Origin of the sequence: Flavobacterium sp., assembly GCF_036782315.1 — a bacterium.
Lineage (GTDB): Bacteria > Bacteroidota > Bacteroidia > Flavobacteriales > Flavobacteriaceae > Flavobacterium.
In genome coordinates this window covers 91,952-104,685 of sequence record NZ_DAIPZK010000009.1, presented here as the reverse complement: position 1 = coordinate 104,685, position 12,734 = coordinate 91,952, and the positions used below count along the sequence as shown (strand labels likewise).

Annotated in this window: 12 protein-coding genes; 9 read left to right on the top strand and 3 right to left on the bottom strand. The window is 32.2% G+C overall.

Annotated features, from left to right (window positions below):
• Positions 1–48 precede the first annotated feature (48 nt).
• The 6 genes from V7P59_RS09180 to V7P59_RS09155 all read left to right on the top strand — a co-directional run bounded on the left by V7P59_RS09180 (position 49) and on the right by V7P59_RS09155 (position 8,250).
• Complete coding sequence (locus tag V7P59_RS09180) at positions 49–243, top strand: hypothetical protein (protein WP_333809868.1); 195 nt, start codon at positions 49–51, stop codon at positions 241–243.
• Positions 236–2,929 carry an ATP-binding protein gene (locus V7P59_RS09175; protein ID WP_333809867.1) on the top strand — a complete coding sequence of 898 codons (2,694 nt, stop codon included), beginning with the start codon at positions 236–238 and terminating at the stop codon, positions 2,927–2,929. The genes V7P59_RS09180 and V7P59_RS09175 overlap by 8 nt, the downstream gene beginning before the upstream one ends.
• A gap of 6 nt (positions 2,930–2,935) precedes the next feature.
• Entirely contained in the window at positions 2,936–3,298 is a 363-nt protein-coding gene (locus V7P59_RS09170; protein ID WP_333809866.1) for a response regulator transcription factor, read from the top strand.
• A 261-nt stretch (positions 3,299–3,559) separates the two neighbouring features.
• The gene (locus tag V7P59_RS09165) at positions 3,560–5,455 is read left to right on the top strand and encodes an acetate--CoA ligase (RefSeq protein ID WP_333809865.1); all 1,896 of its coding nucleotides are present in this window, start codon (positions 3,560–3,562) and stop codon (positions 5,453–5,455) included.
• Between the two features lie 124 nt (positions 5,456–5,579).
• A complete protein-coding gene (gene acs, locus V7P59_RS09160; RefSeq protein WP_333809864.1) occupies positions 5,580–7,487 on the top strand; it encodes an acetate--CoA ligase in 1,908 nt (635 codons plus the stop codon).
• Positions 7,488–7,578: 91 nt separating this feature from the next.
• A complete protein-coding gene (locus V7P59_RS09155) occupies positions 7,579–8,250 on the top strand; it encodes a hypothetical protein (protein WP_333809863.1) in 672 nt (223 codons plus the stop codon).
• A gap of 21 nt (positions 8,251–8,271) precedes the next feature.
• Here the strand turns inward: V7P59_RS09155 and V7P59_RS09150 are convergent, their stop codons facing one another.
• The 3 genes from V7P59_RS09150 to V7P59_RS09140 are packed head-to-tail and all read right to left on the bottom strand — an operon-like array spanning position 8,272 to position 11,174.
• Positions 8,272–8,640, bottom strand: a complete 369-nt coding sequence (locus V7P59_RS09150; protein WP_333809862.1) for a hypothetical protein — start codon at positions 8,638–8,640, stop codon at positions 8,272–8,274.
• A gap of 4 nt (positions 8,641–8,644) precedes the next feature.
• On the bottom strand, positions 8,645–9,253 hold the full coding sequence (locus V7P59_RS09145; protein WP_333809861.1) for a 3'-5' exonuclease: 609 nt from the start codon (positions 9,251–9,253) through the stop codon (positions 8,645–8,647).
• Between the two features lies 1 nt (position 9,254).
• Positions 9,255–11,174: a DUF294 nucleotidyltransferase-like domain-containing protein gene (locus V7P59_RS09140; protein ID WP_333809860.1), complete on the bottom strand. Its 1,920-nt coding sequence runs from the start codon at positions 11,172–11,174 to the stop codon at positions 9,255–9,257.
• A gap of 193 nt (positions 11,175–11,367) precedes the next feature.
• Here V7P59_RS09140 and V7P59_RS09135 point away from each other — a divergent pair, with 193 nt between their 5' ends.
• The 3 genes from V7P59_RS09135 (at position 11,368) to V7P59_RS09125 (ending at position 12,733) form a co-directional block, all read left to right on the top strand.
• On the top strand, positions 11,368–11,736 hold the full coding sequence (locus tag V7P59_RS09135) for a hypothetical protein (protein ID WP_333809859.1): 369 nt from the start codon (positions 11,368–11,370) through the stop codon (positions 11,734–11,736).
• 116 nt (positions 11,737–11,852) lie between these two features.
• Positions 11,853–12,461, top strand: a complete 609-nt coding sequence (locus V7P59_RS09130; RefSeq protein ID WP_333809858.1) for a YqaA family protein — start codon at positions 11,853–11,855, stop codon at positions 12,459–12,461.
• Positions 12,458–12,733: a DUF3817 domain-containing protein gene (locus V7P59_RS09125; protein ID WP_333809857.1), complete on the top strand. Its 276-nt coding sequence runs from the start codon at positions 12,458–12,460 to the stop codon at positions 12,731–12,733. The genes V7P59_RS09130 and V7P59_RS09125 overlap by 4 nt, the downstream gene beginning before the upstream one ends.
• The last annotated feature ends 1 nt before the right edge of the window (position 12,734 follow it).

The window sequence follows — 12,734 nt, the reverse complement described above, 5'->3', positions numbered from 1 at the left end:
AGCAGAGTTTGTATTTTTAAAAATTCTAATGAAAATTAGTCCTTCGAAATGAAAAAAAGACATCAACAAAAATTGGTAGTTTTATCGCTGTTATTGCTATTGGTATTGAATTTACCAATCGTTTTGCTATTTGATAGCGCTGATAATGTTATGGGATTTCCAGTGGTATACATTTATATTTTTTCAGTTTGGTTATTTTCAGTTTTAATGTCTTGGATTGTAGTACAACGATATTATGAATAGTGCAGTTTTATTACTTATTTTATTGGGTTATTTGGGTATTCTTTTTTTTATCGCGCATTGGGCAGAAAAAAAAGAAAACATCAAATGGACGAACAATTCATATATCTACTCCTTGTCATTAGCAGTATACTGCACCGCTTGGACGTATTACGGAAGTATTGGAGTAGCAGCAAAATCTGGTTTGGGTTATTTGCCTATTTATATTGGTCCCATTATCATCATTCCAGCTTGGATTATTGTTTTAAAGAAAATCATTCGCATTTCTCGAGTGAATAAAATCTCAAGTATAGCTGATTTTATCTCTCTTCGTTATGGTAATAGTCGTTTTTTAGGTGCAATTGTAACTGTTGTTTGTTTGGCTGGAATTATTCCCTACATCGCATTACAATTAAAGGCAATTTCGGAAACATTTCACATCGTAACGCAAACCAATTCAAGTTCATACATTTTTGATGATACCACAACTTATGTTGCTATTGCTTTAGCTTTATTTGCTTCTTATTACGGAACACGTTATGTAGATGCATCTGAAAAGCGAAAAGGAATTGTCACCGCAGTTGCTTTAGAAAGTGTTTTAAAATTAGTCTTTTTCATCATCATTGGAGTTTACGTTACTTTTTTTGTTTTTGATGGTTATGATGATATTTATGCAAAAGCTTCTCTTTTAGAAAGCTTCAAAGAAAAAAACACCATCGGCGGATTAGAACAAGGGTTAAACTGGTTCTTTTTGAGTATGGTTTCGCTTTTTGCTATTTTCTTATTGCCCAGACAATTTCAAATGTCGGTTGTGGAAAATAACAGAGAACGTCATATTAAAACCGCAATTTGGTTGTTTCCACTGTATTTGTTGTTGTTTAATATTTTTGTTTACCCAATTGCTTGGGGCGGAAATGTTCTGTTTGATGGAAAAAATGTCAATGCCGATACATATTCGCTTTTAATTCCTCAATTTTTCAATAATCAAACTTTGACAGTTTTGGTTTTCCTTGGTGGATTTTCTGCTGCCATTTCTATGATTGTGGTTTCGAGTATTAGTTTATCTACGATGTTGAGTAACAACTTATTAATTCCGTATACTTTCTTAGGAAAATTAAAAAACGAAGAACAAATCATTAACAACAAAAAGATTGTCAACATTCGTAAAATCGGAATCTTTTCGCTAATTATAACGGCCTATTTTATATATCGATTTTTTGCATTGGATTACAGTCTGGTTTCTATAGGATTGATTTCATTTGTGATTATTGCACAATTAGCACCAGCTTTTTTCGGAGCTATTTTTTGGAGAAGAGGTTCAAGATTAGGTGCTATTTACGGAATTTTAATCGGTTTTTTGATATGCATTTATACGTTATTATTACCGTATGCCGTTGGTTTAACCAATAATGAAAGTTCGTTTGTAACTGAAGGCTTTATGAAAATTGGACTTTTAAAACCCTTCCAGCTTTTTGGATTAAATTATTTGCAACCAGTTCCTCATGCTTTGTTTTGGAGTATGTTGTTTAATATGATAACTTATTTCGCTGTTTCAGTTAGTTTTAAAGGTAATTACCGTGAACGCAATTATGCCGAAATGTATGTAGATATTGATAAATACAGCAACAATCATGAAAATGCCTTTGTTTGGAAAGGAACCGCTTATACTCGCGATATCGAAAAAGTCTTAATCCGATTTTTAGGCGAAGAGCGCACCAAACGTGCCATGAATATTTTCAATGTCAAATACAATGTTGATAAAGATCAAGAGTTAGCAGATGCACGTTTAGTAAAATTTGCAGAGAATTTATTAACAGGTCATATTGGAACAGCTTCGGCACGGATTCTGATTTCAAGTGTGGTTAAAGAAGAAAAAATTACACTTCCAGAAGTATTAAAAATTCTTGAAGAGTCTAAAGAAAATATTTCTATCAATAAAAAATTGACGGAAACCTCAAACCAACTTCAAAAAATAACTTCTGAATTACAAAAGGCCAATGAAACTTTGGTGCGAAAAGATATTCAAAAAGATGAATTTTTAGACACCGTAACCCACGAACTTCGTACACCAATTACGGCTATTCGGGCTGCGAGTGAGATTTTGCACGACGATGACGAAATTCCAGAAGAATTAAGAAAACAGTTTTTGCAAAATATCATTTCAGAATCCGACAGATTGAATCGTTTGATTGATAAAATTTTAGATTTAGAAAAATTCGAAACGGGTAAACAAACCATTCATCCGAGTCAGAATAACTTAATTGCTACAATTGAACATTCGATTGAACCTTTAAATCAGTTAATTAAGAACCGAAATATTAGTGTTTATGTTGAAAGTAAAGACACGGTTTTTGCTTATTATGATGAAGATAGAATTGTGCAAGTAGTGACTAATTTATTATCAAACGCCATTAAATTCTGTCCCGAAACCGATGGTTTAATCACCATTCAAGTGAGAAAAAAAGATAATTTTATAGAAACTTCGGTTCAAGACAACGGAAAAGGTATCAATCCTAACGATTTTGACGTTATATTTGACAAATTTTATCAAGCTTCCAATCAGAATTTCAAAAAACCCGTTGGTAGCGGATTAGGATTAGCGATTTGCAAACAAATTATAGAACATCATAAAGGTAAAATTTGGGTAGAACCAAGTGTTAAAGGCGCTTGCATTGTATTCACTTTACCGATAAAAAATATTGAAAATTAAAAGGCCATGAAAAAGATTTTAATAGTAGACGACGAACCTAACATCGTAATGACACTTGAATATACTTTCAAGAAAAGTAATTACGAAGTTTTTATAGCACGCGACGGACAAGAAGCTTTAGATATTTTAAAAACCAATTTTCCAGATGTTATCATTTTGGATATTATGATGCCTATGGTTGATGGTTTTGCTACTTTAGAACAAATCAGAAAAGACGCTAATTTACAACACACTAAAGTCATGTTCTTATCCGCAAAAAACAAAGAAAGTGATATTGAAAAAGGATTAGCACTTGGTGCTGATGCTTATTTGACAAAGCCTTTTTCGATTAAGAAAGTGGTGGAAAAAGTTGAGGAGTTGTTATCATAAAATTTGGGCGTTACCACAAGGGTCGGGCTTTCCGCACTCGCTTTAATTAAAATCCTTAGGTATTTTAATTAAGAGCTCAAACAATTGCTTCAATCCCTAACGCAAACCTGAATTCAATTAGAAATTCTGTTTCGTCTCATTTCTAACTTCTAATTTCTATCCTCTTTCATCTATACCTATTTAGCAAGATTAATTCATTTAGCATGATTTTATTTTCTACATTTACTAAAGAAAATAAATAACATAAATGGATTAATACAAATGAATTATTGCGATATTTACAATAAAAGTATAACTTCTTCTGAAGAATTCTGGACAGAACAAGCTAATCAATTAGAATGGTATAATCAACCTTCCAACATTTTATCAACTGATAAAAATGGTTATCCATTATGGTTTGCTGATGGAAATTTAAACGCTTGCTACCTTGCAGTTGATAAACACATTCAAGATGGCTATGGCGAACAAGTCGCTATCATCTACGATTCACCTGTTACACAAACTGTAAAAAAGTATACATTTAACGAAGTTAAAACCGAAGTTGCCAAATTAGCTGGCGGTTTATTATCACTTGGTTTAGAAAAAGGCGACACAGCTGTCATTTACATGCCTATGATCCCTCAAGCTGCATTTGCTATGTTAGCTTGCGCTAGAATAGGAGTAACGCATTCGGTAGTTTTTGGAGGTTTCGCACCGCATGAACTAGCCATTCGAATTGACGATTGCGAACCAAAAGCTATTATTACAGCATCATCAGGCATTGAAATTGATAGATTAATCGCCTACAAACCTTTAGTAGATGAAGCTATCGAATTAGCGAATCACAAACCTGAAAAAGTAGTCGTTTTCAATAGAAAATTAGGCGCTAGAGTTCCATTTAAAAAATACGATGTTGATTATGATGCTCTAGTTTACGGGTCAGAAGAAACGCCATGTGTTCCTGTAAATTCAACGCATCCTTTATATATTTTATACACTTCAGGCACAACAGGAAAACCAAAAGGAATTGTCAGAGATACAGGAGGTTATGCTACGGCACTTAAATTTTCAATGCAACATATTTACGATGCAAAAGAAGGTGATGTTTTTTGGGCTGCTTCCGATGTGGGGTGGGTTGTAGGTCATAGTTATATCGTTTATGGTCCTTTAATCAACAGAAACACAACAGTTCTTTTTGAAGGAAAACCGATTCGAACTCCTGATGCGAGTACTTTTTGGAGAGTAATTGCCGAACATAAAGTAAATATAATGTTTACGGCTCCAACAGCCATTCGTGCTATTAAAAAAGAAGATCCTAATGGCGACTTCATCAAACAATACGATTTAAGTAGCTTGAGAATTCAATTCTTAGCAGGTGAACGTTGTGATGTTGCGACATTAGAATGGTATCGTGAACATATACCAATTCCTGCTATCGACCATTGGTGGCAAACAGAATCAGGTTGGCCTATGATTGCCAATATGATGGGAGTGGAGTATTTACCTATAAAACCTGGGTCAGCAGGAAAAGCTGTTACGGGTTACGATATACGAATTTTTGGTGAAAACGGACAAGAATTAGGACCAAATGAAGAAGGTTATGTAGTAATCAAATTGCCATTACCTCCTGGAACATTATTGGATTTATGGAAAGATAACGAACGTTTTAAAGCAGGATATTTAAATAAATTCCCAGGATATTATTTCTCTGGTGATGGCGGATTTAAAGATACTGACGATTACATTTACATCACGGGTAGAGTAGATGATGTCATCAATGTAGCGGGTCACCGACTTTCAACTGCTGAAATGGAAGAAATTGTAGCGTCTCATCATTCTGTTGCTGAATGTGCTGTTATTGGTATTAATGATGAGTTAAAAGGTCAAATTCCATTAGCATTAGTTGTCGCAAAATCAGGTGAAGAAATTGAGCATTTCCAATTACAACATGAGGTAGTGCATTTAGTTCGTGAGCAAATAGGTGCAGTTGCTTCATTGCGTGATGTAGTTATTGTGCAACGTTTACCCAAAACACGTTCAGGAAAAATTCTCAGAAAAATGATGCGAAGCATAGCTGATGGAGAACAATTTCAAATCCCATCAACTATTGATGATGAAGCAATTATCGATGAAATTAGAGAAGTTTTAGAACATGCTAAAATTGGTTGTTTTAAATAGATTTACTGCTAATCACTTATCACTTTTTACTAATTACTTAACTATATCTATTTAGCAAGAAATTATAAAATTCTTAGAACAGATTGGTTATCTTTACATTATCAATTAAAAATAAAGCTAAAAAATGAGTTATTATAAAATTAAAGATTTAGAGAATTACTTTAAAATGTATAAAAAATCGGTGCGCGAACCAAGAAAATTTTGGGATCGTATAGCCGATGAAAATTTTACTTGGTATCAAAAATGGGACAAAGTTTTCGAATTTGATATGCAAGAAGCGCAGTTTAAATGGTTTTTGAATGCAAAAGTAAACATCACTAAAAACTGTATCGACAGACATTTAGCAAAACGTGGAGATAAAACTGCCATTATTTTTGAACCAAATGATCCAAGTGAAGCAGCACAACATATTACGTATAACGAATTGTATGTTAGAGTTTCAAAATTAGCTAATGTTTTACGTGAACAAGGTATCAAAAAAGGCGATAGAGTTTGTATTTATTTACCCATGATTCCTGAATTAGCTGTAGCTGTTTTAGCTTGTGCTCGTATTGGAGCTATTCATTCGGTGGTTTTTGCCGGATTTTCTTCTTCTGCTGTTGCTGCTCGTATTAATGATAGCGAATGTAAAATGGTTATTACTTCTGACGGTAGTTACCGCGGAAATAAAGCTATCGATTTAAAAGGAATTGTGGATGAAGCTTTAGAGAAATGCCCATCAGTTGAAAAGGTATTAGTGGTTAAGAGAACTAATACTGATGTCAACATGAAAGAAGGCAGAGATTTATGGTTGCAACCTTTAATGGATGCTGCTATTGGAAACAATGTAGCTGAAATTATGGATGCTGAAGATCCATTATTTATTCTATATACTTCTGGTTCAACTGGAAAACCTAAAGGAATGGTGCATTCGACAGCAGGTTATATGGTTTATACTGCTTATACCTTCAAAAATGTTTTCAATTATGAAGAAAATGATGTGTATTGGTGTACTGCTGATATCGGATGGATTACAGGTCACTCTTATATTTTGTACGGTCCGCTTTTAAACGGAGCTACTACGGTTATTTTCGAAGGCGTTCCATCTTATCCTGATTTTAGTCGTTTTTGGGAAGTGATTGAAAAACATAAAGTTAATCAGTTTTATACAGCACCTACAGCTATTCGTGCTTTAGCAAAAGAAAGTATCGATTATGTGCAAAGATTTCAACTGGATTCATTGAAAGTAATAGGTTCTGTTGGTGAACCAATCAACGAAGAAGCTTGGCATTGGTATAACGACCACGTAGGAGGGAAGCGTTGTCCATTAGTAGATACATGGTGGCAAACCGAAACGGGAGGAATTATGATTTCGCCGATTCCATTCGTAACTCCTACAAAACCTACTTATGCCTCATTACCATTACCTGGTATTCAACCTGTTTTAATGGACGAATTACGTAATGAAATTGAAGGAAATCAAGTAACGGGAAGTTTGTGTATTAAATTCCCATGGCCATCGATGGCAAGAACGATTTGGGGTGATCATCAACGTTATAAAGAAACGTATTTTACTGCATTCCCAGGTAAATATTTCACTGGTGACGGTGCTTTACGCGATGAAGTTGGGTATTACAGAATTACCGGTAGAGTAGATGATGTTATTATTGTTTCGGGTCATAATTTAGGAACAGCACCGATTGAAGATGCTATCAATGAGCATCCAGCTGTTGCAGAAAGTGCAATTGTAGGTTTCCCTCATGATATCAAAGGAAATGCATTATATGGTTTTATTATTTTGAAAGAAACAGGTGAAGGTCGTGATAGAGCTAACTTAGCAAAAGAGATTAATCAATTGATTTCAGATCAAATTGGTCCGATTGCAAAATTAGATAAGATACAATTTGTAAGTGGTTTACCAAAAACTCGTTCAGGTAAAATCATGCGAAGAATATTAAGAAAGATTGCTGAAGGAGATTTTTCAAACTTTGGAGATATCTCAACTTTATTAAATCCAGAAATTGTGGACGAAATTAAAGACGGCAAGCTCTAGTTTTTAGTTTTATTGGTTAAGAAACTGCTTCAAAAATGAAGCAGTTTTTTTTTGGAACGTATTTTGATTGTAATCAATTAAATTACTTTTTATGAAATATACTATAGTTTTAATTGTTTTTATTTCTAGTCTTTTTTCATGTAAAAAAGATGATTCTGATATGAAAATTTTACAAAGTAAATTAGATAGCATTTCATTTCAATTAGAAGAATTAAAAAAAGAATCAAAAACCCAAACAGATTCCATTTCAAAAGATACAATTCAAAAACCGATTGAAATGAAAAAACAGATTCCTATTCAATCAAAGGAAAAGCTTCAAATTACAAAAAAAGAGAAACCAACAAAGCTAAATAATCCAAGTAATGATACTACATACCATTATTTTTCCGACGGAAGACTTTCGGTTAAAATAGCACCAAGAGCAGACCGACAAAAAATATGGATTTATTTACCCAATGGTGAAGTAATTTATGAATTAGAAAATATTCGTTTAAGCTATTCTTGTTATAATGAGTTGGTTTTTAGAAAAAATGGTTCGGTTGAAAAGGTTATTTCTAATTTAAATCCAGGAGCAAGTATGTATATGTATAGTTCAGTTATTCATTTCGATGAGAGAAATGAACCACGATACAAGATTGATGAAAAAACACCGTCAACCTTAGAAGAACATATGAATAATAAATCACTTTGGGATAGTAAAAACAGGCGTTGGGTAAAACAAGAAATTGTTTATGAAACGATAACGCCTCCAAGTAAAAATTAGCTTTTTGATAAAGTGTAAAAATTATACTCTCCTGAATTTAAAAAATAAAAAGCAAAAAATTAAATAAGGAATTGTTGAAATTATTATTTTAAGATTAAATCCTAAAATCCCAACTATAAAAAATAAAAGTACAATTGGAGTTATAGCAATTACTCCAATTAAGTTCCATTTTGGATTGAATTTTTTAAAAATAACAGATAATAAAATTAAAATTTGAGAGATAAATCCTACTAAAATAATTGGATGAGTGAAATTTTGAGCTAATTGGTCGGTTTTAGTGAAGATTTCATACGTTGCTTGGAATATAAATGAAGCGTTATTTGGCCATTCCAAATAGCAAAATTGAAAAGTTAGCAGCAAACCTAAATTAATTAATTGATTTATTTTCAAAGCATTAAATTTCTAATTTCTTTTTTAATTTTAAAAATAGTAAAGCCGTAATAAAGGCATCACCACTGGCCGTATGACGGTCTGATTTTTTTATTTTGTAAATATCACATAATTCATCTAATGAAGTATGTTGTTCATAAGGTAAATATTTCAATTTTTGATACATAACATCAGTATCCATTGCCTGATTTTTCAGTGTACCAACATTCAAACGGTCTAAAGCTTGATTGATCATTTCAATGTCAAAATCTACGTGATGACCAACAAGCGTTGCATCTTTGATGAAATCTAAAAAACGAATTACAGCTTCCGCTTCAACAATTTTTTCTTCTTTTCCCTCTCTTAAAATTCCGTGAATAGGCACAGATTCGGGTTTAAAAATATCTTGTTGAAGAAAGACTTCCATAAAATCGCCAACAATTACTTTATTATTTTGAATAGCAACGGCGCCAATAGAAAGAATTCTGTCTGATTTGTAATCTAAACCAGTTGTCTCGCAATCAAAAACCACATAGCGTTTGTCTTTACTCTGATTTTCATCAAAATAAGACAAATAGGTTTCCCAAAATTTAGGGTAATCCTTCACTATTTTTTTAAACCAATTGAACTTCATGTTATGTAAAATAAGTTAATTGGAAACGATTTTTAATCACTTCTTGAATGTCGTTAATCGGTTGAAAATCATTCTTAAGTTTTACTTTATCTAATTTCGATAACTCACTTAAATTCAAATATCTACCATCATTTTCGTTTTTCAAACCTTCTTCAGTTCTAAACTTCAATAATTCAGCAAAAGCATCGGCACAAGCTTCATAAACGGGTGCGTTTTGAGGTTCTAATTCGGCTAATTTTGAAAACCTAGAAATCGTATTAGCAACATTTTTAATTCCTTTACTTAATGACAGAATTCGAGCGGCATCAATCAATGGCATCAAGGCTCTTCCTTTTAAATCGAAAGTATCTTTGTGTTCGCCATCACTTTCTACTAAAAACTGACGGAAAAAGCCTAATGGTGGAGGATTTTTCAAAGCATCAGCGCCTAAATAAGCTAAAAACAATTGGTTGTCTTTGGTTTCTTCATGAATTGTATTGCTTATTATATCTACTAAATCTTCATTTCCATAAACAAAATCATAATCAAAGAAAATCGTACACATTAAAATTCCTTTTTCGCCAGGAGCGTTAATCCATCCTTTGAATTGTTGTTGCCAATCGGTTACCGATTTACACCACAACGGATTGCTTGCCATCATTTGAGCGGGGCAATATTCATAACCTACTTTATTTAATGTTTTGGTTACTTTTTCCGCTAATTCTAAGAAATATTTTTTTACAGCATCGTGTTTATCTTCTGGAACATCTTCAAAAACAATAGCATTGTCTTGATCTGTAAGTAAAAGTTGTTCTTTTCTGCCTTGACTTCCTATGTTCATCCAAGCAAATTGGGCTGGAGGAGGAGTTCCTATTTTTTCAATGGCTAATTCAATTGCACGTTTGGTAATTGCTAAATTAATTTCCCCAACAATTGAGGTAATATGATTTATAGGAACATTTTTATCTAAGGAATGTTGAATTAAATCGGTTAATTTTTCTCGAACATCTTTTAAATCAGCAGATTTTTGAGCACGTTTTGATTGTTTTAAAAGTACTCCTGGATTGTTGGCTTGGGCAACCACAATGTCATGTTCAGTAATAATACCCGTGATTTCAGAATCATTGGTGCCGTCTTTAGTTACACACAAATGGGATACATTGTGTTTTAACATCATAATTTGAGCTTCTGCAATAGAAAGATTGTCAGCAACTGTAATTACTGGGGAAGACATTATTTTGTCAATCGTAACATCAATAGAATAGAGTCCGGTTGCGATTTTAGAACGCAAATCTTTATCCGTTACAATTCCGATAGGCTTACGATTTTCGTGAATTATCATGCTACCAATTTTACTACTCGCCATAGTTTGTGCCACAAATTTTACAATATCTGTGGGAGAAGCAGTAATGGGATTTTCGGTGTATTTTATAGGTTGATAATATTGAATTTCAGCATTCTGATCGTTATAAATTACATTTTCAGAAACTAATTTTCCTTTGTGAGATTTATCGTAAGGATTTCGTGTGTTTGAAGCAAAACTTTCTAAAAGAAAACTCAACACATCAGGGTTTGCAGCCACATAAGGTTTAAAAGTTTCAATAGGAATTGCATAAACAATACTTTCCTCACGAGCTTTTGCTGTCATTAAATAATTGTTTTTTGCAAAGAACGGACGTAATCCTAAAATATCGCCTTCATCACATTTATCAATTAAAACGTCATCAGTATCAGAAGTTACAGATAAACCTATAGCTCCAGAAGCCACCACATAGAAAAAGGCATGCGTTGGATCATTTATTTTAAATAATGTTTGATTTTTTTCTAAATATAAAACCTGACACGATTTTGATATTTCTAAAAGTTTAGCATATTCTAAACTAGAAAAAGGCGGATAATGCTTTAAAAAATCGGTGATGCGTTCGGCAATAGGGTTTTTCATTATGACATATAATTATATAAACGAAGATAAGAAGTTTTGATGTGTTATTAAAACAAATGCTTAAAAATTCTATTTTACATAATGTATATTATAATTCAAATGTAAAACATTTTTAAATAGGTTAAAATACTGCTCAAAACGTTTGTGTAAAATTACAAGAAAGTTTAAGTTTGCAATCCTTATTACAAGAATCATGGAAAACAAACAAGCCCTTAAATTAATAGAGAAAATTCAGAAAGAATTATTTAAAGATAATTTTGAAGTTTCAGAAATTGTAGCCGATTTAAAAAAACTTAGAGAAATTACTTTAGAATTAAATAATCCTGTTGTTACTAAAGCTTTACGTTTAGCTTACGAACATTTAGAAAATAATAATGGATTTTTCATAGGTATACCAGATGATGAACCGGTTGATAGCAAAGATGTTCACGTTGAAGCTAATATTTCAGATGAGAATAACGTAGAGAGTTTTAATTACTTTATTTCATTATTTACTGATTTAGATAAAAAGAATAATGTATTAGATTTAAAAGAATACAATAAAGCATTTTTATCGTATTAATTTAAATTTCTATTTTACATAATATAAATCGGTAGCCAACAATTACCGATTTTTTTGTTTTTTCTTAACGCTTTATTACCCCTAAACTCTCTAATTTTGTATAAAATTTACTAACAATGTCAAAGCCAAAAAAATCTAGAGCTAAACTACTTCATCAATACTATAAATATACAGGATTTTATTCCTTTATTTGGCAAGGTGTTAAAGGCGCTATTTTGCCTACAGCTATTATTGTTGCTATACTTTTTTATGTGAATTACAAAGTAATCAATCTAAATGATGCATTACTTTACATAACTCAAAACTTCAGTGATTTCTTTATTTTCTCAATATTTCTGGCCTCAGAAAGTATTTTGGGATTAATTCCGCCTGATATTTTTATTGCTTGGACAAAAAATACCGAAAGTCCACTACTCTACTTGGCTATTTTAGCGTTTTTATCCTATTTAGGTGGAGTTATTGCTTATTTTATGGGAATGGCAATTGTAGCAATTCCATCTATCAATAAGTATTTATATGGTAAAATGTCAAAACATATTATCAACATGCAAAAATGGGGCGGATTCTTAATTGCTGTTGGTGCATTATTACCATTGCCTTTTGCGATTGCTTGTTTGGCTGCTGGAATGATTAACTATTCAAGAAAACATTTCTTTTTGTTTGGTTTGCTTCGCTTTGGACGCTTTATTATTTATGGATTTTTAATTTATTCTGCTTTATCATGATAAAATCTTTTCGTTCAATAGCGCTTTTAGAAGGACTTTCTTTGCTTGCGTTATTGTTTTTTGCAATGCCAATGAAGTATTTTGCAGGCGATCCTATTTATGTAAAAAACATAGGAATGGCTCATGGAATCCTTTTTATTTTGTACATTGCTTTTGCTATTTTAATCAAAAACGAACAACAATGGAATTTTAAAACTTTCACGATTGTTTGTTTAGCATCAATTGTTCCTTTTGGAACCTTTTACATTGAAAAAAAATATCTTCAAAATTAAT